The following is a 25,678-nucleotide window of genomic DNA, read 5'->3' as shown; positions in this document are numbered from 1 at the left end:
TTTTGTCCCTTGGCCACAAAGAAGTAAACCATGACCCAGAATTCGGCAGCCCGCTCACGAAAGCGCCTTGTCCTTGCGCTCCTCATAGCCGTAGCCGTTGGGGCTGTTTATGTCTACTACCGGCACACCTCCAACACGACGCCGTCGACCGATGCTGGCGCGACTGTTTCCGCCGGACCCGGTGGTCGCCACGGTGGGCCAGGTATGGCGGACCCCAACGCAGCGGTCAGCGTCGCAGTGGGCACAGCCGGTACGGCGGATGTTCCAGTGATTCAGCAGGCGCTCGGCACGGTCGTCCCCAACTACTCGGTCACCGTGACCAGTCGGGTCGACGGTGAGCTGATGGCCGTGTATTTCACCGAGGGCCAGTACGTCAAGAAGGGCCAGTTACTGGCGCAGATCGACCCCCGTGCCTATCAGGCCACCCTGGACCAATACCTGGGCGACATGGCCCAGAATCAGGCGCTGCTGAAAAGCGCGCAACTGACCGCCGAACGCTATAAGCGGCTGTTCGCCAAGGACTCCCTCGCCAAGCAGGACCTGGACACGCAGATCGCCACCGTCGGCCAGTACGCCGGCGCCGTGAAGGCCGATCAGGGCCAGATCGATGCGGCGAAACTCAATCTGCTGTACGCGAAAATCGTCTCGCCGATTGATGGCTACGTCGGCCTGCGGCTGGTGGATCCGGGCAACATCGTTTCGTCCAGCAGCACCACCGGCATCGTCACCGTGACCCAGACCAACCCGATCGCCGTGACCTTCAGCCTGCCCCAGGCGCAATTGGCGACCCTGCTGCCCAAGGTCCGCAAGGGCGAGCCTTTGAGCGTGCAGGCCCTCGATCAGTTGGGCAACACGCCGCTGGCCAACGGCGCGCTGAAATTCATCAGCAACGAAATCGACACCACCACCGGCAGCATCAAACTGAAGGCGCTGTTCGATAACCCTGCCGAGAAGCTTTACCCCAACCAGTTTGTCAACGTGAAGCTGACAACCGACACCCTGCACAACGCCGTGGTGGTGCCGTCGGCCGCCGTGCAATTGAGCAGCGACGGCGAGTTTCTGTATGTGGTGAAAGACGGCAAGGTCGCCCGCCGCAGCGTCAAGGTCGGCCCGGTCTTCGGCGAGCAAACGGTGATCAGCCAAGGCGTGGACAAGGGCGATCAGGTCGTCACCCGAGGCATCGATCATTTGCGTGACGGCAGCACGGTGACCATTGAGGCGAACAAACCGGCCGGCGCGGATGTCGCCGCATCCAGAACCCCTGCCAGCGCCACGCAGCCGGCTGCCGGCAACGCTGCCCCATGAATCCTTCAAGACTGTTTATCCAGCGCCCGGTGGCAACGGTGCTGCTGATGCTCGCGGTGATGCTGGCCGGTATTTTCGCGTATCGCCTGCTGTCGACCTCGGCGCTGCCGGAAGTGGACTACCCGACCATCCAGGTCACCACGCTGTACCCCGGCGCCAGCTCCAGCGTGCTGGCCTCGGCGGTCACTGCGCCGCTGGAGCGCCAGTTGGGGCAGATGTCAGGGCTGGCGCAGATGTACTCGACCAGTTCGGCCGGGGCGTCGGTGATTACCCTGAAGTTCTCCCTGGACTTGTCGCTGGACGTCGCCGAACAGGAAGTGCAGGCGGCGATCAATGCCGCCGACAGCCTGCTGCCCACCGACCTGCCGAACCCGCCGACCTATAAGAAGGTCAACCCGGCCGACACCGCCGTGCTGACCCTCGCGGCGACATCGGACAGCCTGCCGCTGACCCGTGTGCAGGATCTGGTCAACACCCGTGTGGCGCTCAAGCTCTCGCAGATTTCCGGTGTCGGCATGGTCAGCCTGGCCGGCGGTCAGCAGCCCGCCGTGAAGATCGAAGTGAACCCCACCAGCCTGGCGGCCCACGGCCTGACCCTGGAAGACGTCTACGACAAGGTCAATGCCGCCAACGTCAACGGCTCCAAGGGCGGCTTCGATGGCCCGTCCCACTCCATCACCATCGACGCCAACGACCAGTTGCGCGATGCGGTGGAGTACGGCGAGCTGGTGCTGGCCTACGAGAACGGGGCGGCGCTGCGTCTGAAGGATGTCGCGACCACGTCCGAGGCGCCGCAGGATCAGTACCTGGGGGCCACGGCGAACGGGCAACCGGCGATTGTCATCGCGGTCCAGCGTCAGCCGGGGGCCAACGTCATCGACGTGGTCGACAGCATCAAGCAGAAGCTGGCGACCCTGCAAACGGCCTTGCCCGACTCGGTCAAGCTGACAGTCATCAGCGACCGCACCCAGACCATCCGCGCCTCGATCAAGGACGTGCAGATCGAGCTGTTGCTGTCCATCGGGCTGGTGGTGCTGGTGACCTTTGCGTTTCTCGGCAACTTCACCGCGACGCTGATCCCGAGCCTCGCGGTGCCGCTGTCGCTGATCGGCACCTTCGGCATCATGTACCTGGCCGGCTTCAGCGTGAACAACCTGACGCTGATGGCGCTGACCATCGCCACCGGGTTCGTCATCGACGACGCGATTGTGGTGGTGGAGAACATTTCCCGGCACCTGGAGGAGGGCGAAGAGCCCATGGCGGCGGCGCTGAAAGGCTCCCAGGAAATCGGCTTCACCATCATTTCCCTGACCTTCTCGCTGATTGCCGTACTGATCCCGCTGCTGTTCATGGGCGACGTCGTGGGTCGGCTGTTCCGGGAGTTCGCCATCACCCTGGCGGTGGCGATTCTGGTGTCGATGGTCGTGTCACTGACCCTGACGCCGATGCTCTGCGCGCATTTGCTGCGGCATGTGCCCGAGGGCGAAAAGGGCCGCTTCGCCGCCTGGGGCGATCGCCAGTATCAAAAGGTGCTGAACGGCTATGACCGGGGTCTGGTGTGGGTGCTCAATCACCAGCGTCTCACGCTGCTGGTGGCTGTCGGCACCGTAGCGCTCACCGGCTTTCTCTACCTGATAGTGCCGAAAGGATTCTTCCCGACCCAGGACACCGGTCTGATTCAGGGCTTCACCCGTGCCTCCCAGGACGTATCGTTCAGCGAGATGGCCCGTCGTCAGCAGGCGTTGGTGGAAGCGGTGCGTCAGGACCCGGCCGTGGAGTCGGTGTCGTCCACCATCGGCGTCGACGGCAGCAATGATTCGCTGAACAACGGCCGCCTGCAGATCGGCCTCAAGCCCTTCGACGACCGCGACGACACCGCGACCCAAGTCATCACCCGGCTTGAGAAATCCGCCAGCGCCGTGTCCGGCATTCAGCTGCATCTGGTGTCGTCCCAGGACCTGACCGTCGATGACCAACTGACCCCGAGCCAGTACCAGTTCACCCTCGACGACTCGGAGAGCGCGAATCTGTCGACGCTGACGCCCCGGCTGATCGAGAAATTGCAGCACCGCCCGGAAATGCGCGACGTCGTCGACAACCTGCAAGACCAGGGCCTGGTGGCGTACGTCGAGCTGAATCGCGCAGCGGCCATGCGCTACGGCATCAGCGCCTCCGACGTCGATACCGCGCTGTACAACGCCTTCGGCCAGCGCCTGATATCGACCATTTTCACCCAGTCCAACCAGTACCGCGTGGTGCTGCAGGTGCCGGGGCAGTTCCAGCAATCCCTGGCGGCGTTCGACAACATCTACCTGGCGGCGGCGACCGGTTCTGCCACGACGACGGCCAGCACGACATCGGGCACGTCTTCGAGCACCTCCACCCAGAGCACGTCATCCAGTTCGACCACCACCACCGGCACCCCGGCGCAAATGGTGCGCCTGACGGACATCGCCAAGGTCGGCCAGCGCACCGGTTCGCTGTCCCTCAGCCGCCTGGACCAGTTCCCGGCCGTGACGGTGTCGTTCAACCTGGCAGACGGCTATTCCCTGGAGCAGGCGCAGCAGGCCATCAGCGAGGTGATGATCGAGCTGAATGCGCCGAGCAGCATTACCCTGCGTTACCAGGGCGCGGCCGAGGCGTTCCAGACCGCCACGGGCAACACGCTGTGGCTGATCCTCGCGGCGCTGGTCACCATGTACATCGTGCTGGGCATGCTGTACGAGAGCTTCATCCATCCGGTGACGATTCTCTCGACGCTGCCCTCGGCGGCGATCGGCGCCTTGCTGGCGTTGCTGCTGACCGGGACGGAATTCAGCCTGATCGCGCTGATCGGCGTGGTGCTGTTGATCGGGATCGTGAAGAAGAACGCGATCATGATGATCGACTTCGCCCTGGAGGGTCGTCAGCACCAGCGCCTCAACGCCCGGGACGCCATTCACCGGGCCGCGCTGCTGCGCTTGCGGCCGATTCTGATGACCACGCTGGCGGCGCTGTTCGGCGCGCTGCCGCTGATGCTCGCCACGGGGGCCGGGGCGGAATTGCGTCGGCCGCTGGGGCTGGTGATCGTCGGCGGGCTGTTGCTCAGCCAGGTGCTGACGCTGTTCACCACACCGGTGATCTACCTGATGTTTGATCGCCTGTCCGAGCGGGCCAGGGCACGCTTCACGCGGGGCAGCAATCGGGGCAGCACCCGGAATGGCGATCAGGGCAGTGCGCGGCCATGAATCTGTCTCGGCTGTTTATCCGCCGTCCGGTGGCGACGCTGTTGCTGAGCCTGAGCATCACGTTGGCAGGGATTCTCGGCTACACGCTGTTGCCGGTGGCGCCGCTGCCCCAGGTGGATTTCCCGACGATCATGGTCAGCGCCTCGCTGCCCGGTGCCAGCCCGGAAACCATGGCCGCCACGGTGGCCACGCCGCTGGAGCGCAGTCTCGGGCAGATCGCCGGCATCACCGAGATGACGTCCACCAGCAGCCAGGGATCGACCACGTTGATTCTGCAGTTCGAACTGGATCGCGACATCAATGGCGCCGCCCGGGATGTGCAGGCGGGCATCAACGCCGCGCGCAGTCTGCTGCCCAGTTCGATGCCGTCGCTGCCCACGTACCGCAAAGCCAATCCGTCCGAGGCGCCGGTGCTGATGCTGGCGCTGACCTCATCGACACGCAGCCCCGGCGAGCTCTACGACCTGGCCTACAGCAAGTTGCAGCAGAAGATCGCCCAGGTGAACGGGGTTGGCGAGGTGTCGGTGCGGGGCGGCGCCTTGCCGGCGGTGCGCATCGACGTTCAGCCCAACCTGCTCAACCACGCCGGTATTTCCCTGGAGGCCGTGCGGCAGACCATCAACGACGCCACCAAGGCCAAGCCCAAGGGTATTCTCCAGGGCGAGGGGCAGAGCTGGGTCATCGACGGCAATGACCAGATCGACAAGGCCGCCGATTACCAGGACCTGGTCATCACCTACGAGAACGGCGCCGCTGTGCGTCTGCGCGATGTCGCCAACGTCTACGACTCGGTGGAAGACACCTTCGTCGGCGGCTATTACAACGGCCAGCCCTCGGTGACCCTGGGCGTGACCCGCCAGGCCGGCGCCAACATGCTCAAGACCATCGACAGCATCAAGGCGCTGATGCCCGAGTTGCAGCGGGAAATTCCCGGTGACGTGCAGCTGATCAGCGTCATCGACCGTGGCCCGACCGTGCGTTCGTCCCTGCATGACACCGAAGAAACCCTGCTGATCGCCACCTTGCTGGTGATTGCCGTGGTCTTCGTGTTTTTGCGCAACCTGCGCGCGACGCTGATTCCGGCGGTGGTGCTGCCGGTGTCGCTGATTGGCACCTGCTCGATCATGTACCTGCTGGGTTATAGCCTCGACAACCTGTCGCTGATGGCGTTGATCATTTGCACCGGTTTTGTGGTGGACGACGCGATCGTGGTGCTGGAAAACATCGCTCGCTATCAGGAGCAGGGCATGCGTCCGCTGCGTGCGGCGCTGATGGGCACCCGCGAAGTCGGCTTCACGGTGCTGTCCATGACCCTGTCGCTGATCGCGGTGTTCATTCCGATCCTGCTGATGGGCAGCATTGTCGGGCGGCTGTTCCGGGAGTTCGCGGTGACCTTGAGCATCGCTCTGGGCCTGTCGATGCTGGTCTCCCTGAGCCTGACCCCGGTGCTCTGTGTCCTGCTGCTGCGCCAGCCCGCCCACGACGCCCGCGAGCCGCGGCTTTATCGCTGGATTGAAGCCGGCATTGCGCGGATGCAGGGCGCCTATCTCACGGCATTGGCCTGGGTCATGCGCCATCGGCTGTTGACCATGTTCAGCCTGCTGCTGACCGTGGGGCTCAACGTGTACCTCTATGCCACGGTGCCAAAAGGGTTTTTCCCGGCCCAGGACACGGGTGTGCTGATGGGCGCCGTGCGCGCCGACCAGAACATTTCCTTTCAGGCCCTCAAGCCGCATTTGCTGCAGATCGCCCATGACCTGGCGGCCGATCCCGACGTCGAGGCGGTGATGTCGTCAACGGGCAGCGGGCGGGCCGGGTCGCGCAACACCGGCGACTTCTTCATTCGGCTCAAGGACTACAAGCAGCGCACCAGCAGCGCCGCAGCGGTGGCGAACCGGCTGACCCGGGCGAACAACAAGGTGGCGGGGATTCAGGTGTTTCTGATGCCCGCCGAGGACATTCGTGTGGGCGGGCGCAGCGCCAACGCCACCTACCAGTTCAGCCTGCAGGCCGATGATCTGGACCTGCTGCGGGTGTGGGAGCCGAAGGTCGAGGCGGCGCTGCGGGCATTGCCGCAACTGACCGGTATCGACTCGGACTCCCAGACCGGCGGCCAGGAGATGAAACTGCACATCGACCGTGCCGCCGCGAGCCGGCTGGGAGTGAGCGTCAGCGACATCGACAACCTGCTGAACAACGCCTACAGCCAGCGGCAGGTGGCGACCTTGTACAAAACGTTGAACCAGTACCACGTCATCATGGGCCTGGACCCGGTGTACACCCAGGACGCGACGATGCTCGACCGCATGTACGTGATCAACGCCGATAACCAGCAAGTGCCGCTGACCGCGTTTGCTACCTTCAGTCCTGACAATGCGCCGCTGGCCGTGGCGCATCAGGGTCAATCGGCGACCAGCACCATCGCCTTCAACCTGCAGGACGGCGTCTCTCTGGAACAGGCCACGGCGGCCATTAATGCGGCCGTCGACAAGGTCGGCTTGCCCCGGGATATCCAGTACGGTTTTGCCGGGACAGCCCAGGCTTACGCCGCGCTCGCGGCCAGCATGCCGTGGTTGATCGGCGCGGCGTTGCTGGCGGTGTACATCGTGTTGGGGGTCTTGTACGAAAGTTACATCCACCCGCTGACGATTCTGTCGACCTTGCCGTCGGCGGGAGTCGGCGCCTTGCTGCTGCTCAAGGCGGTGAACATGCAACTGACGGTCATCGCCCTGATCGGCATTCTGTTGCTGATCGGCATCGTCAAAAAGAACGCCATCATGATGATCGACTTCGCCCTGATGGCCGAGCGCGACCGCAAAATGTCGCCTGAGCAAGCCATCATTGAAGCCTGTCGCATGCGCTTCCGGCCCATCATGATGACCACGCTGGCCGCCTTTTTCGGCGCCTTGCCACTGGCCCTCGGCAGCGGCGGCGATGCCGACCTGCGCAAGCCGCTGGGCGTGGCGATTGCCGGCGGCCTGGTGCTGAGCCAGTTGCTGACCCTGTTTACCACCCCGGTGGTGTACCTCTATCTCGATCGCCTGAGCCGTTCTTCGCGGCGTTTCTGGCACACGCGTATCCGCCGCACTCACGTGCCCGGCTGACTGACAAGGTTGAATGAATGAACGCTGCGCTGCCGTCCCGTCTGTCCATCGCTCTGCTGCTGACCGGCACCCTGTTGACGGGCTGCATGGTTGGCCCTGACTACCAGAAACCCAGTGCGCCGATCTCCGCCACCTTCAAGGAAGCCCAGGGCTGGAAGGCGGCGAGCCCCCAGGACGAGTTGCCCAAGGGGCCGTGGTGGGCGCTTTATCAGGACCCGCAACTGGATGCGCTGGTGTCCCAGGTGCAGCTCAATAACCAGAACGTCGCGGTCTACGCCGCGCAATACCAACAGGCCCTGGCGCTGGTGCGTCAGTCCCGCGCCGAAGAATTCCCGACGTTGACCGGCACCGGGGCGAGCAGCCGCAGTGAGTCCGCCAGCGGCTCGTCGTCCAGCGGGGCAGGGGGTGTGAGCAAGCTGCATTCGGCCACCCTGGACCTGAGTTGGGAGGCTGACATCTGGGGCAGACTGCGCCGCACCAACGAACAGGACCGCGCCAGCGCCCAAGCCAGCGCTGCCGACCTGGCCAACGCCACTCTCAGCGCGCAATCGTCCCTGGCGCAGGATTACTTCCAGCTGCGCCTGCTGGACCGGCGTATCGCGCTGTACCGCGAGACCATTGCCGGTTACGAGCGCTACCTGCAAATCATCCAGAACAAGTACGACGAGCAGATCTCGTCGCGGGCCGATCTGGCGACGGGCAAAACCCAATTGCAGAGCGCCCAGGCCTCGATGCTCGACTTGCAGTGGCAACGCGCCCAGTACGAGCACGCTATCGCGTTGCTGATGGGCAAACCGCCGGCGGACTTTTCCCTCGCCGCAGACCCGGCCTGGCAGTACCACGTGCCCGGCGTGCCGTTGGGTGTGCCCAGTCGCTTGCTGGAACGTCGCCCGGACATCGCCGCCGCCGAACGGCAGATGGCCGCCGCCAACGCTGCGGTCGGGGTGGCAACGGCGGCGTATTACCCGGACCTGACGCTGAGCGCCAGCGGCGGCTACCAGAGTTCCACCCTGAGCAACCTGTTCTCGCTGCCCAACCGCTTCTGGTCGATCGGCCCGAGCCTGACCGGCACGATTCTCGATTTTGGCGCCACCCGCGCCAGTGTCGAACAGGCCCGTCATGCCTACGACGCCACCGTCGCGACCTATCGCCAGACCGTGTTGACCGGTCTGGGCGAAGTCGAGGATTACCTGGTCGAACTGCGCACCCTGGAGCCGGAGCTGGAAGCCCGACGCAATTCCGCGCAGTCGGCGGAAGATTCCGCAGCGGTGAGTCGCGATCAGTACGAAGCCGGCGTCATCGACTACCTCGACGTCGCCACCACCCAGGCCACCAGCCTGAACGAACGCCAGACCCTGCTCAATCTGGTCGCCACGCAGTTGATCACCAGTGTTCAGCTGCAGGCAGCGCTGGGTGGTTCGTGGGTGACAGAGTGATTTTCAGGCGGGTGCTGCTGATTCGGTGTCGGCTGCTTTTGATTGGTAGGACCGGCTTCAGCCGGGAAGAGGCCGGTGTGTGCGCCATCAATTCTGCGGTGTTGCCGCTGGCGCCTTCCCGGCTGAAGCCGGTCCTACTCTGCACATTCCCGCTTCTTCAGCTGAGTCGGGTCAGATACGCCGGGACGGGCTGTTCAGGCAGTACCGACAAGACTTTCAGCCGCTGCAGCATCCGCTGACGGGCGCGGTTGAGGTGTTCCTTGAGGTTCAGCGCGGCCGCATCAAACGCGCCGTGCAGCAGTAATTCGAGGATCAACCGATGCTCGGCCAGCATCGCTTCGTCGGGCCCGATGCCCAGCTGACTGTAGAAAATCCGGCTGATGATCATCGGGCTCTGGCCTTGGCGGATCAGCGTGGCAATCTTGCGGTTGCTGATGCCCGCCAGGCAGTGGTGATGCAGGTCTTCTTCCAGTCGCTCGATGTCTGCCAGGCTGCACTGCGGATTGTTCTGCGCGGCTTCAACCCGCGCGAGCATGGCGGCCAGGTCGTCCCGGCTCAGGCTTGGCGCGGTCTGGCGCAGTGCTTCTGGCTCGAGGCAGGCCCGCAGCTCGTAATCCTCGGTCACTTCCCGAGCGGTAAGCGGGCCGGCCAGCCACTGGGAGTAAGGCTCCTTCTCCACCAGCCCCCGGTCACGCAAACGCATCAGCGCCTCGCGCACCACGGCCCGGCTGACGCCATAGTGCTCGGCGGCAATTTGCTCATCGAGCCGATAATGACCGAAGGCGATACAGGTCGATAACGCCGCACCGATTTCCTCGAAAATCCGTTCGCCGAGGGGACGCGTGTCCACCAGCTCTTCACTGCTATCGAGGCCCAATTGATGGTGGGTCAGGGCCAGGCGCACTGGCTGTACGTCGTTGCCGTTGGGATTGACCAGATAACCGCGCCCATCAAACCGACTGATCAGGCCTTCTCCATGGAGCATATCCAGCGCCCGACGCACCGGCACCCGACTGGTGCCGAACAGCTCTGCCAGCGGCGCTTCGAGCAGCACCAGGCCTTCAACCACGTCACCGTTGACGATGGCATCGCGCAGGACCTGTCGGATCGTGGCGTAGCGGGACGCAGTGCGGGAATCCTCGGCGGACATCGATTTCATACACTTCTCGGAAGGCGGGCGGGGATTCTCGCACAAGACAGCGCGTCACTGCGGGCCACGGCAGAGCGCACGGTATTGGAGCTGTTGTTACTTTTCTGCACTAAAACGTACCTTTGCATAACTATCCATCCTTGATGGCATACCTGTGATGACGCTTACAGTCCTGCGCACCACCTCGTGCTTTAAAATTGGACGAGGTATCTAGCCCGGGGCTCTTGGCCCGCATGCCCACGCAATCATCGCTCCGCGAATCAAGGTACTCAGACTCTGGCACGCTTTCTGCCTTTAAGAAATGTACATTCTCCAAATATGTACATTAAAGGGTAGATGAAATGTCCGACGCTCGCTTCCCGGATCCGACACTCGCCGATGCGCTGGCCATGGCCGAAGCGTTCGCCAGCGGAACGAACGACCCGGTGCAGGCCCTGGACGCAGCGCTGGCGAAGGCTGCCGCCGTCGATGACGTGTTCATCTCTTTCTCCACCCCCCGGGCACGCCGCGAAGCAGAAGCCTCGGCGGCACGCTGGAAGGCCGGGCAACCGGCGAGCGCTCTGGACGGCGTGCCCATCGCCTGGAAGGACTTGTTCGATCTCGCTGGCAGCCCGACCACCGCCGGCGCTGCGTTGCGCCGTGAATACGCGCCGGCGCTGCTGGATGCGCAGAGCGTCGGCCTGCTGTCACGGGCCGGGATGGTCAGTGTCGGCAAAACCAACCTCAGTGAATTCGCCTACTCGGGTCTGGGCCTGAACCCCCATTTCGGCACGCCGCATAATCCCCTCGGGCATGACCAGCCGCGCATTCCCGGCGGTTCGTCGTCAGGCTCCGCGGTGGCAGTTGCAGCGGGTATTGTGCCCATCGCCATGGGCACCGACACGGCCGGCTCGATCCGCATTCCGGCTGCCTTCAACGGCCTGGTGGGCTTTCGCAGCAGTTGCCGCCGCTACAGCCGCGACGGGGTCTTCCCCCTTGCGCACACCCTCGACAGCCTTGGCCCGCTGACCCGTAGCGTGCGCGATGCGGTCGCCATTGACGACATCCTGCGGGGTCGCACAAAACCGACCTCTTTGCTGCCGCGCCCGTTGGCCGGTCAGCGGTTCCGGGTCGATCAGGCTGTTCTTGAGGACGACCGCGTCGAGCCATCTGTGCGGGACAACCTGCTGCGCTGTGTGAGCGCGATGCAGGCCCAAGGCGCGCTGGTCGAGGTGCGTCCTTCGCCGGCTTTTCAGGCCGCCCTTGATCTCATTCAGCAGCAAGGCTGGCTCGGCGCGGCAGAAGCCTTCGCCCTGCATCAGCCCTTGCTCGACAGCGAGGCGGCCGCGCAACTCGACCCTCGCGTACGACGCCGGCTTGAAGCGGCGCGGGCATTTCCGGCCAGCCACTTGATCAACCTCTACAGCGCCCGCGAGCGGCTTCAGCAACAGATGAGCGACGAACTCGATGGCGCCTTTCTGATCACCCCGAGCGTGGCCCATGTGGCGCCGCCGCTTGCGCCGTTGCTGAGCGACGACGACCTGTTTACCCGCACCAACCTGGGCACGTTGCGCCTGACCATGCCGGGCAGTCTGCTGGACATGCCGGGCGTGTCGCTGCCCAGTGGCTGCGACGCCCTTGGCCTGCCCACCGGCCTGTTGATCAGCGCGCCCAGTGCCGAAGACTCACGTTTATTGCGCGCAGCGCTGGCCGTTGAAGCCGCGTTGCGCACGTCCCGAAACCAAGGATCCGATAACTCCGCTGGAGAACGATGATGGCTAAAGAAATTCTGTGCGCCTTCGGTGTCGACGTAGACGCCGTGGCAGGCTGGTTGGGTTCGTACGGTGGCGAGGATTCGCCGGATGACATTTCCCGTGGCCTGTTCGCGGGGGAGGTCGGTGCGCCGCGCCTGCTCAAGCTGTTCGAGCGCTACGGCCTGCGCACCACCTGGTTCGTGCCCGGTCACTCGATGGAGACCTTTCCCGAGCAGATGAAGGCCGTGTTCGACGCCGGCCACGAAATCGGGGTCCACGGCTACAGCCACGAAAACCCGATCGCCATGACGCCCGAGCAGGAAGAAATCGTCCTCGATAAGTCCATCGAGCTGATCACTCAGATGACCGGCAAACGTCCGACCGGCTACGTCGCGCCGTGGTGGGAGTTCAGCAAGGTCACCAACGAGTTGCTGCTCAAGAAAGGCATCAAGTACGACCACAGCCTGATGCACAACGACTTCCATCCGTACTACGTGCGCGTGGGCGACAGCTGGACCAAGATCGATTACACCCAGCACCCCGACACCTGGATGAAACCGCTGGTGCGCGGTGAGGAAACCGATCTGGTGGAGATTCCGGCGAACTGGTACCTCGACGACCTGCCGCCGATGATGTTCATCAAAAAGGCGCCCAACAGCCACGGCTTCGTCAACCCGCGCCATCTGGAAGAGATGTGGCGCGATCAGTTCGACTGGGTCTACCGCGAGCACGAACACGCCGTGTTCACCATGACCATTCACCCGGACGTCTCCGGGCGCCCGCAAGTGCTGCTGATGCTGGAGCGTCTGATCGAGCACATCCAGAGCCACGCCGGGGTCAAGTTCGTCACCTTCGACGAAATCGCCGACGACTTCGTCCGCCGTAACCCGCGCCACAGCTGATAGCCCCTTCATTCCGAGGCGTGACCCATGTCCATTTACAACAAGCTTGATCTGACCGGCTGGAAACCCCGGCAACTGACTTCCGAAGAAGTCCGCTACGCCACCTGGATCGCCTTCTTCGCCTGGGTCTTTGCGGTGTACGACTTCATCCTGTTCGGCACCTTGCTGCCGGAAATCGGCCGGCACTTTCAGTGGGGCGAAGCGGAACAGGCGGAAATCGCCACCTGGGCCGCGGTCGGCACGGCGGTCATCGCACTGGCCATCGGTCCGTTGGTGGACCGCCTCGGCCGGCGCATGGGCATCATTTTCACGGTCACCGGTTCCGCGATCTGCTCCGCGCTGACGGCGCTGGGCGGGTCATGGGGCAAGTCGCCGTTGATCCTGATCCGATCTTTGAGCGGGCTGGGTTACGCCGAAGAAACCGTTAACGCCACGTACCTCAGCGAAATTTATGCGGCCTCCGAGGACCCCCGTCTGGCCAAGCGGCGTGGCTTCATTTACAGCCTGGTGCAAGGCGGCTGGCCGGTCGGTGCGCTGATCGCCGCCGGTTTGACCGCTGTGCTGCTGCCGATCATCGGCTGGCAGGGCTGCTTCGTCTTCGCCGCCATCCCTGCGCTGGTAATTGCGTTCATGGCGCGCAAGCTCAAGGAAAGCCCGCAGTTCCAGATTCACCAGCGCATCACCCAGCTGCGCAAGGCCGGCGACGCCGAGCAGGCCAAACAAGTGGCAATGACCTACGGCGTGGATTACGAAGAGCATCGCACCGCCGGCATCGGCGCAGCGTTCCGGGGCACCTCGCGCCGGGCGACCCTAGTGATCGGCGCGGCGATCCTGCTCAACTGGGCGGCGATTCAGGTGTTCAGCGTGCTGGGCACCTCGGTCATCGTCAGCGTTCACCACATCTCCTTCGAGAACTCGCTGATCATCCTGGTGCTGTCAAACCTGGTGGGCTACTGCGGCTACCTCAGCCACGGCTGGATGGGCGACAAGATCGGCCGGCGCAACGTCATCGGCCTGGGCTGGATGCTCGGCGGTCTGTCGTTCACCGGCATGCTGTTCGGCCCCAGCAACATGCCCACGGTGGTCGGCCTGTACAGCCTCGGGCTGTTCTTCCTGATCGGTCCGTATTCCGCCGCCCTGTTTTTCATCAGCGAAAGCTTCCCGACCAGCATCCGCGCCACCGGTGGCGCGATCATCCACGCGATGGGCCCGATTGGCGCCGTGGTCGCCGGTTTTGGCGCGACCTCGGTCCTGAGTGCCGGCGGCGACTGGCAGACCTCGGCGCTGTATTTCGGTGCCGTGCCGTGCTTTCTGTCCGGCGTGTTGATGTTCGCCGCCCGCCATGTGCGCCCAGAAACCGTCCAATAAGGAACTGAACATGACTCGCAGAGTAGCGTTGATTACCGGGGCCGCCAGCGGGATCGGCCAGGCCCTGGCGGTGGCGTTCGCGCACAAGGGCGTCGCGGTGGTGGGCGGCTATTACCCGGCCGACCCCCATGACCCGGAGATCACTGCGCGGCTGGTCGCGGAGGCGGGCGGCGAATGCCTGATGGCGGAGCTGGACGTGACCCGGACGGCCTCGGTTGACGCCCTGGCCGAGCAGGCCATCAGCCGCTTCGGCCGCATCGATTACGCCGTCGCCAATGCCGGCCTGCTGCGCCGCGCACCGTTGCTGGAGATGACCGACGCGCGCTGGAACGAGATGCTCGATGTCGACCTCACCGGCGTGATGCGCACCTTCCGCGCGGCGGCCCGGCACATGGGCGAGGGCGGCTCGATGGTGGCCATTTCGTCGATTGCCGGTGGCGTCTATGGCTGGCAGGACCACTCGCACTACGCCGCGGCCAAAGCCGGGGTGCCCGGGTTGTGTCGCTCACTGGCGGTGGAACTGGCGCCCCGGGGGATTCGCTGCAACGCCGTGATCCCGGGGTTGATCGAGACACCGCAATCGCTGGACAGCAAGAACTCACTGGGACCGGAGGGCCTTGCCAAGGCGGCCCGGGCCATCCCGCTGGGTCGTGTCGGCCGGGCCGATGAAGTCGCTTCGCTGGTGCGATTCCTGTGCAGCGAGGAGTCCAGTTATCTCACCGGGCAAAGCATCGTCATCGATGGCGGCCTGACCGTGCGGTGGCCGGAGTAGGGCGCAGCGCTGATCCGCTGTTGATCGCGCTACAGGCGCTGGACTGAAAGAGGAAACACCATGCAACTGAAAAACAAGCGCGCTGTGATCACGGGCGCCGGCAGCGGGATCGGTGCTGCCATCGCCCGCGCGTTCGCCGAGCAGGGCGCGCGGCTGGTCCTGGCCGATCGCGACGCCGTTACCCTGGCGACCACCGCTCAGGCCTGTCGCTCATTAGGTGCCCAAGTGGTGGAAAGCGTGGCCGATGTCGGCACCGTCGAGGGCGCGCAGGCCGGTGTCGATGCCTGCGTCGAGCACTTTGGCGGCATCGATATTCTGGTCAACAACGCCGGGATGCTGACCCAGGCGCGCTGTGTCGACCTGACCCTGGACATGTGGAATGACATGCTGCGCGTCGACCTGACCAGCGTGTTCATCGCCAGTCAGCGCGCCTTGCCGCACATGCTGGCGCAGCGCTGGGGACGCATCATCAACGTCGCGTCACAGCTGGGCATCAAGGGCGGCGCCGAGCTGACCCATTACGCGGCGGCCAAGGCCGGGGTGATCGGCTTCAGCAAATCCCTCGCCCTGGAAGTGGCCAAGGACAACGTGCTGGTCAACGCCATCGCGCCGGGGCCGATCGAGACGCCGCTGGTGGCCGGTATCAGCAGCGCCTGGAAAACCGCCAAGGCGGCCGAGCTGCCCCTGGGGCGCTTTGGCTTGGCGGAAGAAGTGGCGCCCGTCGCCGTGCTGCTCGCCAGCGAGCCCGGCGGCAATCTGTTCGTCGGCCAGACCCTGGGGCCGAATTCCGGTGATGTGATGCCCTGATGCATCAGATCGAATAAAACAGGAGCGAAAGACCATGTGTGGACTCTGCGGCCTGCTGGGCGAAGACGTGCACTGGAGCGACCCGCTGGGCGACGAACTGCCCCGTCGCCGCGAACGCCTGCGCCGGATTGCCGCGATCAACAAGGTGGTCGCGCCGTTCCGCCTGAAGGTCGAGGACTTTCAGGGCGTCTCCTACCTCCTGCTCGGCGCCACCGGCAAGCAGGAACTGGCAAGCGGCCTCGATCAATTGTGGCAACGGGCCGAGCAGTTGATCGGACGCCCGCTGGATCCGCTGGATGAACGACTGCTGGACCACCTGGAGCAGCACCCATGAGCATCGCGCTGAACGTCATCACCGGTTTTCTCGGCAGCGGCAAGACCACCTTGCTCAAGCGCCTGCTGCAGGGCGAAACCCTCGGCGACACGGCGCTGCTGATCAATGAGTTCGGTGACGTCGGCATTGATCACCTGCTGGTGGAAGAGGTGGCGCCGGACACCGTCCTGCTGCCCAGCGGCTGCGTCTGTTGTTCGATTCGGGGCGAATTGCGCGACGCGTTGACCGACTTGCTCCAGCGCCGGGCGCGGGGTGAAGTGCCGGCGTTTCGACGCATCCTCCTGGAAACCACGGGCCTGGCCGACCCTGCGCCCATTCTGGCGACGATCAACAATGACCCGCACCTCCGCGGCCGTGTGCATATCGGGTTGGTAGTCACCGTGGTCGACGCCAGCCATGCCGCGCTGCAGGAACGCCTGCACCCGGAATGGATGGCCCAGGTCGCCGCTGCCGACCGGCTGCTGATCAGCAAGACCGACGTCGCCGACGAAGACGCGCTGCAGGCGTTGCAGCGGCGTTTGCAGTCGATCAATCCCGCGCCTGTGATGACCACGGATGCCATTCAGAGCGGCGACCAACTGCTGCTCGGTGACGGGCTGCACAGCAGTGATCCCGCCCAGGAGGTCGCGCGCTGGCAATTAATGGGCGTGCGCTCGACAGCCGCCCGCCACGGTGAGGCGCAGGTCTGCTGCCTGACCTTTGAACGCCCGCTGGATTGGGTCGCCTTCGGGGTCTGGCTGTCCATGCTGCTAAGATGCCACGGCGAACGAATCCTGCGCGTCAAAGGACTGCTCAACGTGAACAACAGCCACGCCCCCGTCGTCATCCATGGCGTGCAGCATTGTCTGCACGCGCCGGTGCACCTGCCTTCATGGCCCGGCGACGACCATCGTTCGCGGCTGGTATTCATCGTGCGCGGGCTGGACACCGCGCTGCTGCGCCGCTCGTTCGAGGTGTTCAGTGAACGCCTGGCGCCGGCGCCCCGGGAAGCGCTGGCATGACCGTGACGCTGAGGGTACTGGGCACTTCGGTGACGCTGCTTGAATCCCTGCGGGTTCGCGCCGAAGCAGACCTCGGTATCAAGCTGGTCTATCAGGTGCATGACGTGCAGACCGCCCAGCGCATCGCGGTCATGCAGCCCGACAGTTACGACCTCTATGACCAGTGGTTCCACAACGTGGATTTCGTCTGGCCCGCCCGCGCCATTCAGCCCATCGACACCCGCCGTGTTGCCCTGTGGCACGAAATCAACGACCTGCCCAAACGCGGCAGGCTGTCGGCCAGTGACCGCCTCGGCAGCGGCAGCGTGCCCAGCGAGCGCCTTTTTGTGCAGCACGACGGCAGCCTCGGCAGCGCGGTGAGCGAACGGATCAGCATGTTGCCGCTGACCCATAACGCCGACAGTTTCGCCTATCGTCCCGAGCGCCTTCCCGCCGGCTTCAGCTCGGCGGACGAGAGCTGGGGCTGGCTGGTCGATCCGGCCTGGTGCGGGCGGGTGGCCCTGCAAAGTGACGCGGCCATCGGCGCACTCGACGCCGCGCTCGCCGTGCAAGGCGCAGGGCTGGCGCAGTTCCGCGACATCGGCAACCTGAGCATCGAAGAGATCGACGTGCTGGCCGACATCCTCGTGCGCAAGCAGGGGCAGGGCATGTTCGGCGCGTTCTGGTCAGACGATGAAGAAGCGGCGGAGCTGATGTTGCATCCGACAATCGACATCCAGAGCTTATGGTCGCCGACCCTGGTGCGCTTGCATCGGGCCGGCGTGAAATACCGCGTCGCCGTCCCGCGCGAGGGTTATCGCGGCTGGTTCGGCGGGTTGTCCCTGTCGCGCCATGCCAAAGGCGAGGTACTCGATGCGGCCTACGCCTACCTCAACTGGTGGCTGTCCGGCTGGCCCGGGGCGGTGATGGCCCGCCAGGGTTATTACATCGGCAACCCGGCCCGCAGCCGCGAACACCTGAGCGCGGCCGAGTGGGATTACTGGTACGCCGGACTGCCCGCCCGGGAACAACTCATGGGCAGCGACGGCCTGCCGCTGATCGACATCGGCGAAGTGCGCGATGGCGGCTCCTACGAGCAGCGCATGGGCCACATCGCGGTGTGGAATGCGGTCATGGATGAGCACAACTACCTGGTGCGCCGCTGGGGGGACATCTCCCGGGCCGGCAGCAAGGGCTCGCGCAGGCAGTGAAGCCCTCGCGCGGGCCGCAAGCCGGGGCGTGGCGGACCGCTGCGCCAGCGTCCCTGCAAAATGCCCGGCGGGCTGATTGACCGATAAACACATTCACAACCGGCGATTACTCATGGACTATAGGCGCCATTTGGCGCGCCCCTCATGGGGCCAGCGCTCGTAGCTTCAGGATCCTGTGAATGAACATCAAGATTGACGCGCTGATCGCCCGCAAGATCGGCTTCGCCTCCCACCAGAATGCCGTTCCCCTCGTGCGTGAATTGAGCCTCTGGAACCAGGAAGAAACCACCCTCGAAGACCTGGTGCTGACCCTGAGCACCGACCCGGAGTTCGTTGAAAGCCGAAGCTGGAATATTGACCGCATCCACGCCGGTGATCGCCTCGGCATCCCTGATCGCGACATCAAGCTGAACGCCGGATACCTGTCCGGTCTGACCGAAAGCCTGAACGCCGACGTGGTGTTGCGCGTGTCCCAGGGCGAAACGGTGCTCGTCGAACAGCGCTTCCCCACCGAGCTGCTGGCCCGCACCGAATGGGGCGGTCTGAGCGCGATGCCGGAATTGCTCGCCGCGTTCTGCATGCCCAATGACCCCGCAGTGGACCGGGTGCTCAAAGCCGCCTCGCAAGTCCTGCGCCGTGCCGGCAAGAAAGACGGCATCGACGGCTACGAAAGCAAATCCCGCACGCGCACCTGGGAACTGGCTTCCGCCATCTGGTCGGGGGTGTGCAGCTTTCAACTGAGCTATGCGTTGCCACCCGCCAGTTTCGAGCAGCAGGGCCAGAAGATCAGGCCACCGAGCGTGGTGCTGGAAAACGGCGTCGCGACCTGCCTCGACACCGCGTTGCTGTTCGCGGCAGCGCTGGAGCAGGCCGGTTTGAATGCGTTGCTGGTCATGACCAAGGGTCACGCATTCGCCGGCGTCTGGTTGCAGCCGCAAGAATTTTCCCAGTTGCTGACCGATGAAGCGTCGGCGGTGCGCAAGCGTCTCGACCTGAAAGAAATGCTGGTGTTCGAGACGACCCTCGCGACCCAGGCACCCGCGCCGAGTTTTTCCCGGGCGGTGGCCGCCGCCGAGCGGGAACTCGACGATGAGCAGTTCATCATGGCCATCGACGTGCACCGCGCCCGGATGCAGAAGATCCGTCCGATGGCGCTGGTGTCAGCGGTTGTTCCAGTCGATGGCGCCGAGGAAGCACCGCCCGTGGCGGAAGGGCTGGAAGAAGCGCCCTCGCTGCCGGGGTTCGATGTCGAGATCAATGAAGACGCCTCGGGGCCGGCCGGAAAACTTACCCTGTGGCAACGCAAACTGCTCGATCTGACCACCCGGAATCGTCTGCTGCATTTGCCTGACAGCGCCAAGGGCGTGCGTCTGCTATGCCCCGATCCGGCGGCCCTTGAAGACCTGCTCTCCAGCGGCCAGCGCATTCGCGTGGTGGCCGTCCCCGATTTGAAAAGCAGCGGCCGCGATGAGGCCCTGTATGAACAGCAGAACAACGAAAGCCTGGTCGACGAGGTGGCCCGTCAGGCACTGGCGCGCGGCGAAGTCCTCGCCAGTCTGGAGAAGGTCAAGCTGGAAGCCACGCTGATCGACCTGTTCCGCAAGGCCCGCAGCGATATCGAGGAAGGCGGTGCCAACACGCTGTTCCTGGCCATCGGCTTCCTGAAGTGGAAGAAAAGCGTCGACGACCCGAAAACCTATTCCGCGCCGTTGATTTTGCTGCCGGTGAAACTGGAGCGCAAAAGCGCCTTGTCCGGCGTCACCCTGAGCCTGCTCGACGAGGAACCGCGCTTCAACCTGACTTTGCTTGAGCTGCTGCGCCACGACTTCGAGCTGGTGATTCCCTGGCTGGACGGTGAGCTGCCCAGCGATGGCAGCGGCATTGATGTGGCCGGTATCTGGAACAGCGTGCGCCGGGCGGTGCGCGATGTACCCGGCTTCGAGGTCAGCACCGAGCTGGTGCTGGGCACCTTCTCGTTTGCCAAATACCTGATGTGGAAAGACCTGAACGCCAACGCGGCGCAGCTGCTGCAAAGCCCTCTGGTCAAGCATCTGCTGGACCCCGACGCAGCGGGTGAAGGAGCGGGTGAAGGCTTTTCCAGTTCGGCCGAATTTCCCCGCCCCGAGCGTCTGGATGCGACCGTCACGCCGGCGCAGCTGTTCGCCCCCTTGCCGGCCGACTCGTCGCAAGTGGCCGCGGTGGTGGCGTCGGCCAACACCCACAGCTTCGTCATGGACGGGCCACCCGGCACCGGCAAATCCCAGACCATCGCCAACATGATCGCCCACAACCTGGCCCTCGGCCGGCGTGTGCTGTTCGTGGCAGAGAAACGCGCCGCCCTTGACGTGGTATTCCGTCGTTTGGCTGAAAAGGGCCTTGGCGAGTTCTGTCTGGAGCTGCATTCCAGCAAGGCGTCCAAGGTTGAAGTGCTCAAGCAGCTGGACCGCGCCTGGGACGTGAGTGAAGCGTTGAGCGCCGAGGAATGGGAGCGGGAAGCCGCCCGGTTGCAGACCCTGCGCTCACGGCTCAATCAACTGGTCGACGTGCTGCACCGACGCTGGGATAACGGCCTGACCTTGCATCAGTCCATCGGTCGGGTGGTTCGCGACCACAGCGCTCAGACGCCAAGAATGAGCTGGGAAACGGGCACGGAACACGATGGAACCGAGTACGCCGGGTTGCTGGATCTCGCCCGTCGCCTGGGACTCAACGGCAGCGCCGCCCGCGAGCTGTCAGGCAAGTTCGGCGCCCTGGCGCAGACGCAATGGTCGAACGCCTGGCAGGCACAGATCGCCAGCGTCGCCCGTGAGATTCCCCAAGCCCTTGATCAGTTGAACGCCGCCAGCGAGCGGCTCCTGGGTCTGACCCACGTGCCGTTGCCGGTCGCTGAAGTGGCGCAGGTCCAGCAGCTGCATGAGCTGGTTGCCCTGATCCTTGAATCCCACGGGCTGAACCTGTCATTTGCTTTTGCACCCGATGCTGCCGCGCGCATCGAAGCAGCCCGGCGCAGTTGCCAGTTGATCGAGAGCTATCGGGAGCTTGAAGAAACCCTGTCTCTGGATTACGCCGATGAAGCGTGCCGTCGTGTGCCGGTCGCGCAACTGCGCACCGAGTGGCATGAAGCCGAGGGCAAGTTCTGGTTTCTGGCGACGTTTGCCAAGAAAAAGGTGGCGAAGAAGCTGGCCTCTCTGGGTGGCGCGGCGGGCCTGCCGGACACCTTGGGCGACCTCGCCATTTTTGAACGCCTGCAGGCTCAGCTACTGGAGCTGGACGGGTTGGCCAGCGACATGCAATCGATGCCCGGCTGGAAAGGCATGACCAGCGACCCGGTGCGAACGCTGCAGGCCGTGACCTTGGCCGAGCGTCTGCGCGGCATGCTGATCGGGCTGGCGGAATCACCCGAGCACTTGGTTGCCTTGCGCGGCGCCGTGGCGCGTCTGGTGATCGAGGCGAACGACATGTTGGCGCCGAGCGGCCAAATCGCTTCCGCCTGCTTGACGTTGCAGCAGGCGCTGTCGCGCTTTGAGGAAGCGGCGCGGTCGTTCGCCGGCCTAGCCGGCACGGCCACCGAGACTCACCCGAGCGTGGCCGTTCTTCGGACCACGTCACTCGCCATCCAGCAGCACGAAGAGCAGCTCAAGGCGTGGTGCGACTGGTGCCGGGTGCGCCAACAGGCAACTGAGGCCGGCCTGGCCACTCTGGCTCAGGCACTGGAAACCGGCAGCCTGTTGCCGTCCGCTGCAGAGGACACCTTCGTCACGGCTTATGCCCACTGGTTCGCGACCCAGGGCATCGACGGCGAACCCTTGCTGCGCAATTTCGTGGCGGCCGAGCACATGAGCGACATCGGCGCCTTCGTGCGTCTGGACGACGAGCTGGCGAAACTCACGGTGCGCTATATCCGCGCCAAGCTCTGCGGCTTGATTCCGTCCAAGAATGACATTCCCAAGAGCAGCGGCTTCGCCATCCTCAAGCACGAATTGCAGAAGTCCCGCCGGCACAAACCGGTCCGGCAGCTGGCGATCGAGATGGGCGATGCGCTGAATCGCCTGGCCCCTTGCATGCTCATGAGCCCGTTGTCGATTGCCCAGTTCCTGCCCGCCGACCAACCGCCGTTCGATCTGGTGATCTTCGATGAGGCGTCGCAAATCGCGCCGTGGGACGCCATCGGTTCGATTGCCCGGGGCAAGCAGGTGATCATCGCCGGTGACCCTCGGCAGATGCCGCCGACCAACTTCTTCAACCGTGGCCCGAATGCCGGCGACGACGACACCGCCGAAGACATGGAAAGCATCCTCGACGAATGCCTGGGGGCAGGGGTGCCGAGCCACAGTCTTAGCTGGCACTACCGCAGTCGCCATGAAAGCCTGATTGCCTTCTCCAATCACCGTTACTACGACAGCAATCTGATCACTTTCCCGGCCGCGGAAACCCGCGCCAGCGCCGTCGAGTGGCGCAAGGTCGAGGGCGTGTACGCCAAGGGCAAGGGGCGTTACAACCAGGCCGAAGCCCAGGCCATCGTCGATGAAACCGTCAAGCGCCTCACCGACCCCGCGTTCGTGGCGGCGGGGTATTCCATCGGCATCATCACCCTCAACTCCGACCAGCAGAAACTGATCAACGACCTGCTGGACGCGGCCCGCAAGCAATACCCGCAGATCGAGCCGTTCTTCCAGGACACCCAGACCGAGCCGGTGGTGGTCAAGAACCTAGAGACCGTCCAGGGCGACGAGCGTGACCTGATTATGCTGGGCATTGGTTATGGCCCCACCGAACCCGGTGCGCCGGTGATGTCTATGAACTTCGGGCCGCTCAACAAGGACGGCGGATGGCGCCGGCTCAACGTCGCCATCACCCGGTCCCGCCGGGAAATGCTGGTGTTCACCTCGTTCGATCCGTCGATGATTGACCTCAACCGCACCAACGCCCGGGCCGTGCGCGATCTGAAGCACTTCATCGAGTTTGCTCAGCGTGGTCCGAAGGCGCTGGCCGAGGCGGTTCAGGGCTCGGTGGGCGGTTACGACTCGCCGTTCGAAGAAGCCGTCGCGCAAGGGCTGAGGCGTTTGGGCTGGCAGGTCGTTCCGCAGATCGGCGTGTCACGTTTCCGCATCGATCTGGGCATCGTTCACCCGGACCGCCCGGGCGATTATCTGGCGGGTGTTGAGTGCGACGGCGCCACCTATCACAGCGCTGCCACGGCGCGGGACCGGGACAAAGTGCGCGGGGCGATTCTCACCGGCCTGGGCTGGAACCTGCTGCGGCTGTGGTCCACCGACTGGTGGGTGGATAAGGAAGGGGCGTTGCAGAAGCTGCACGTGGCGCTGAACGACCTGCTGGCTGAATCGCGACGGGACGGCGCTGCCGAACGGGCCGATGAGGCCGTCACCGCGCCGCTCCTGGTCGACTTCACAGCGTTAACGGAACCTGAGGCTGACGACGAGGTGAATGAAACCCCGATTGGTTAGATTGATCTCCGGGGCCCGTCTTAGCAGACCCTGGTTTTACTTGCTCAATGCTGGCGGTCAGTCGAGGTAACAGAGGCGCCTGATCGTCAGCATCTCACTGACCGCACGCGGTCTTTTAGTGGGACCGGCTTCAGCCGGGAAGAGGCCAGTGCGATCGCCCTCACTTTTACGGTGTGGCCCCTGACGCCTTCCCGGCTGAAGCCGGTCCCACATTGTTGCTTCAGCCCCGGTTTATGGGGGGGCCTGGCTTCGTCCGACTGGTTAAAGGTCAGTGATCTCTTTGTGGCGCGGTACCAGCGTCTTCATCACACTCCACGCCACCAGGTAGGCGAGGGCGCAGATCGCGAACATGATCATGTAGCCGGTGTGAATGTCGTTGATCGACTTGTAGTAGTCGAATACCCAGCCGCCGATCTTGGTCATGACCACGCCGCCCAGGCCGCCCGCCATGCCGCCGATGCCGACCACCGACGCCACGGTTTTCTGCGGAAACATGTCGGAGACGGTGGTGAAGATGTTGCAGGACCACGCCTGGTGTGCGGACGCGCCGATGCCGATCAACAGGACGGGCACCCAAAAGCTGATATAGCCGAACGGTTGCGCCAACAGCACCACCAGCGGGAACAGCGCGATCACCAGCATGGCCTTCATCCGGCCGTCATAAGGCTTGTCACCGCGGGCCATGAAGTAGCTCGGGAACCAGCCGCCGCCAATGCTGCCGACCATGGTCATGCTGTACAGCACGAACAGCGGAAGCACGATGGCCTGGCCTTTCATCCCGTACTGCGCCGACAGGTAGGTCGGCAGCCAGAACAGGAAAAACCACCACACGCCGTCGGTCATGAACTTGCCGAAGGCAAACGCCCACGTCTGGCGATAGGTGAGCAATTTGAACCAGGAGACCTTGACCGCAGGCGCGCCCGGCAGCGGGGCCGCCTTGACGTGCTCGACCTCGTCACTACGGATATAGGCCAGTTCTTCGGCCGTCAGGCGTTTTTGCTGATCCGGCTTTTCGTACAGCGCCATCCACACGCCCAGCCAGACAAAACCCAGCAGGCCGACCACGATGAACGCCGATTCCCAGCCCCAGAATGCCGCGATCAGCGGCACGCAAATGGGCGCCGTGATCGCGCCAACGTTGGCGCCTGAGTTGAAGATGCCGGTGGCGAACGAGCGCTCTTTTTTCGGGAAGTATTCGGCGACCGCTTTGATCGCAATCGGAAAGTTACCGGCCTCGCCAACCGCCAGCACGGCCCGTGACAGCATGAAACCGGCAATGGACACCGGAATGGCGGCGAATCCCAGGGCGGTGGTGATCGCGCCAATGCCTTGTCCCAGCGGCACTGCAAACGCGTGCATGACCGCGCCGGTGGACCAGACACTGATGGCCACCACGAACGCGGTTTTGGTGCCAATCCTGTCGACCAGACGCCCGGCGAAAATCATCGAGATCGCGTAGACGAACTGAAACACCGAAGCGATGTTGGCATAGTCGGTGTTGCTCCAGCCAAACGTCGTGGACAGCTCCGGTGCCAGCAGGCTGAGCACCTGACGGTCCAGGTAGTTGACTGTGGTGGCGAAAAACAGCAGCGCGCAGATCGTCCAGCGGTATTTGCCGACGGACCGGGTGGCCGCCTGGGTAATGCTTTGGGGGTGGGTAGACTCGTTCGGGATCATGGCATCACTTTTTTATTATTGGGGTTATCGATTGTGATCGTCTGTCGTCGTACAACGCTGTAGGTATAGCGAGCGTTTCAGCAGGCTGTCAATGTTTGCACGCGAAACATCGCCGCCCCATGCTCATCAGGCTTCAGATGTCACCCGGGGAGGCGCTGGCTTTTCGGAAAAACCGTGAGGTGTGGCCCAAAGGTCCGCGTCAGCCTG

At 64.2% G+C, this 25,678-nt stretch carries 15 protein-coding genes; 13 read left to right on the top strand and 2 right to left on the bottom strand.

Annotation, left to right across the window (positions count from 1 at the left end; translation table 11 throughout):
* Positions 1 to 204: 204 nt before the first annotated feature.
* The 4 genes from AC07RO_RS16710 to AC07RO_RS16695 are packed head-to-tail and all read left to right on the top strand — an operon-like array spanning position 205 to position 9,072.
* Positions 205 to 1,305 carry an efflux RND transporter periplasmic adaptor subunit gene (locus AC07RO_RS16710; protein WP_495086601.1) on the top strand — a complete coding sequence of 367 codons (1,101 nt, stop codon included), beginning with the start codon at positions 205 to 207 and terminating at the stop codon, positions 1,303 to 1,305.
* Positions 1,302 to 4,532: an efflux RND transporter permease subunit gene (locus AC07RO_RS16705; protein WP_495086600.1), complete on the top strand. Its 3,231-nt coding sequence runs from the start codon at positions 1,302 to 1,304 to the stop codon at positions 4,530 to 4,532. The genes AC07RO_RS16710 and AC07RO_RS16705 overlap by 4 nt, the downstream gene beginning before the upstream one ends.
* Positions 4,529 to 7,636 carry an efflux RND transporter permease subunit gene (locus AC07RO_RS16700; RefSeq protein WP_495086599.1) on the top strand — a complete coding sequence of 1,036 codons (3,108 nt, stop codon included), beginning with the start codon at positions 4,529 to 4,531 and terminating at the stop codon, positions 7,634 to 7,636. Before AC07RO_RS16705 ends, AC07RO_RS16700 begins: the two co-directional genes overlap by 4 nt.
* Before the next feature lie 17 nt (positions 7,637 to 7,653).
* Positions 7,654 to 9,072: an efflux transporter outer membrane subunit gene (locus tag AC07RO_RS16695; protein WP_495086598.1), complete on the top strand. Its 1,419-nt coding sequence runs from the start codon at positions 7,654 to 7,656 to the stop codon at positions 9,070 to 9,072.
* A gap of 157 nt (positions 9,073 to 9,229) precedes the next feature.
* On the opposite strand, the gene AC07RO_RS16690 is transcribed toward AC07RO_RS16695, so the two are convergent.
* On the bottom strand, positions 9,230 to 10,231 hold the full coding sequence (locus AC07RO_RS16690; RefSeq protein ID WP_346628981.1) for a GntR family transcriptional regulator: 1,002 nt from the start codon (positions 10,229 to 10,231) through the stop codon (positions 9,230 to 9,232).
* Positions 10,232 to 10,563: 332 nt separating this feature from the next.
* Between AC07RO_RS16690 and AC07RO_RS16685 the strand changes: the two genes are divergently transcribed.
* From AC07RO_RS16685 to proA, 9 genes are all read left to right on the top strand, one after another.
* Positions 10,564 to 11,976 carry an amidase gene (locus tag AC07RO_RS16685; protein ID WP_495086597.1) on the top strand — a complete coding sequence of 471 codons (1,413 nt, stop codon included), beginning with the start codon at positions 10,564 to 10,566 and terminating at the stop codon, positions 11,974 to 11,976.
* Entirely contained in the window at positions 11,976 to 12,857 is an 882-nt protein-coding gene (locus AC07RO_RS16680) for a polysaccharide deacetylase family protein (RefSeq protein ID WP_192172524.1), read from the top strand. The genes AC07RO_RS16685 and AC07RO_RS16680 overlap by 1 nt, the downstream gene beginning before the upstream one ends.
* A 27-nt stretch (positions 12,858 to 12,884) precedes the next feature.
* Positions 12,885 to 14,225 carry an MFS transporter gene (locus AC07RO_RS16675; protein WP_282371672.1) on the top strand — a complete coding sequence of 447 codons (1,341 nt, stop codon included), beginning with the start codon at positions 12,885 to 12,887 and terminating at the stop codon, positions 14,223 to 14,225.
* Positions 14,226 to 14,235: 10 nt separating this feature from the next.
* Positions 14,236 to 14,997: an SDR family NAD(P)-dependent oxidoreductase gene (locus AC07RO_RS16670; RefSeq protein WP_495086596.1), complete on the top strand. Its 762-nt coding sequence runs from the start codon at positions 14,236 to 14,238 to the stop codon at positions 14,995 to 14,997.
* Between the two features lie 60 nt (positions 14,998 to 15,057).
* Complete coding sequence (locus tag AC07RO_RS16665; protein WP_495086595.1) at positions 15,058 to 15,804, top strand: SDR family NAD(P)-dependent oxidoreductase; 747 nt, start codon at positions 15,058 to 15,060, stop codon at positions 15,802 to 15,804.
* A gap of 34 nt (positions 15,805 to 15,838) precedes the next feature.
* Positions 15,839 to 16,138: a hypothetical protein gene (locus AC07RO_RS16660; protein ID WP_065989066.1), complete on the top strand. Its 300-nt coding sequence runs from the start codon at positions 15,839 to 15,841 to the stop codon at positions 16,136 to 16,138.
* Complete coding sequence (locus AC07RO_RS16655; protein WP_495086594.1) at positions 16,135 to 17,139, top strand: CobW family GTP-binding protein; 1,005 nt, start codon at positions 16,135 to 16,137, stop codon at positions 17,137 to 17,139. The genes AC07RO_RS16660 and AC07RO_RS16655 overlap by 4 nt, the downstream gene beginning before the upstream one ends.
* Positions 17,136 to 18,329 carry an ABC transporter substrate-binding protein gene (locus tag AC07RO_RS16650; protein WP_495086593.1) on the top strand — a complete coding sequence of 398 codons (1,194 nt, stop codon included), beginning with the start codon at positions 17,136 to 17,138 and terminating at the stop codon, positions 18,327 to 18,329. Before AC07RO_RS16655 ends, AC07RO_RS16650 begins: the two co-directional genes overlap by 4 nt.
* Positions 18,330 to 18,508: 179 nt before the next feature.
* Complete coding sequence (gene proA, locus AC07RO_RS16645) at positions 18,509 to 23,794, top strand: anti-phage protein ProA (protein WP_495086592.1); 5,286 nt, start codon at positions 18,509 to 18,511, stop codon at positions 23,792 to 23,794.
* A gap of 261 nt (positions 23,795 to 24,055) precedes the next feature.
* Here the strand turns inward: proA and AC07RO_RS16640 are convergent, their stop codons facing one another.
* Positions 24,056 to 25,471: an MFS transporter gene (locus tag AC07RO_RS16640; protein WP_282371678.1), complete on the bottom strand. Its 1,416-nt coding sequence runs from the start codon at positions 25,469 to 25,471 to the stop codon at positions 24,056 to 24,058.
* Between the last annotated feature and the right edge of the window lie 207 nt (positions 25,472 to 25,678).

It is taken from the genome of Pseudomonas sp. GW821-FHT07F05, assembly GCF_059418765.1.
The sequence above is the reverse complement of the archived record's forward strand: the minus strand, read 5'-3'. Positions and strand labels throughout refer to the sequence as shown.

Coding starts and splice junctions, on each gene's coding strand:
- AC07RO_RS16710 (WP_495086601.1), top strand. CDS start 205: ATGGCGGACCCCAACGCAGCGGTCAGCGTCGCAGTGGGCACAGCCGGT.
- AC07RO_RS16705 (WP_495086600.1), top strand. CDS start 1,302: ATGAATCCTTCAAGACTGTTTATCCAGCGCCCGGTGGCAACGGTGCTG.
- AC07RO_RS16700 (WP_495086599.1), top strand. CDS start 4,529: ATGAATCTGTCTCGGCTGTTTATCCGCCGTCCGGTGGCGACGCTGTTG.
- AC07RO_RS16695 (WP_495086598.1), top strand. CDS start 7,654: ATGAACGCTGCGCTGCCGTCCCGTCTGTCCATCGCTCTGCTGCTGACC.
- AC07RO_RS16690 (WP_346628981.1), bottom strand. CDS start 10,231: ATGAAATCGATGTCCGCCGAGGATTCCCGCACTGCGTCCCGCTACGCC.
- AC07RO_RS16685 (WP_495086597.1), top strand. CDS start 10,564: ATGTCCGACGCTCGCTTCCCGGATCCGACACTCGCCGATGCGCTGGCC.
- AC07RO_RS16680 (WP_192172524.1), top strand. CDS start 11,976: ATGGCTAAAGAAATTCTGTGCGCCTTCGGTGTCGACGTAGACGCCGTG.
- AC07RO_RS16675 (WP_282371672.1), top strand. CDS start 12,885: ATGTCCATTTACAACAAGCTTGATCTGACCGGCTGGAAACCCCGGCAA.
- AC07RO_RS16670 (WP_495086596.1), top strand. CDS start 14,236: ATGACTCGCAGAGTAGCGTTGATTACCGGGGCCGCCAGCGGGATCGGC.
- AC07RO_RS16665 (WP_495086595.1), top strand. CDS start 15,058: ATGCAACTGAAAAACAAGCGCGCTGTGATCACGGGCGCCGGCAGCGGG.
- AC07RO_RS16660 (WP_065989066.1), top strand. CDS start 15,839: ATGTGTGGACTCTGCGGCCTGCTGGGCGAAGACGTGCACTGGAGCGAC.
- AC07RO_RS16655 (WP_495086594.1), top strand. CDS start 16,135: ATGAGCATCGCGCTGAACGTCATCACCGGTTTTCTCGGCAGCGGCAAG.
- AC07RO_RS16650 (WP_495086593.1), top strand. CDS start 17,136: ATGACCGTGACGCTGAGGGTACTGGGCACTTCGGTGACGCTGCTTGAA.
- proA (WP_495086592.1), top strand. CDS start 18,509: ATGAACATCAAGATTGACGCGCTGATCGCCCGCAAGATCGGCTTCGCC.
- AC07RO_RS16640 (WP_282371678.1), bottom strand. CDS start 25,471: ATGATCCCGAACGAGTCTACCCACCCCCAAAGCATTACCCAGGCGGCC.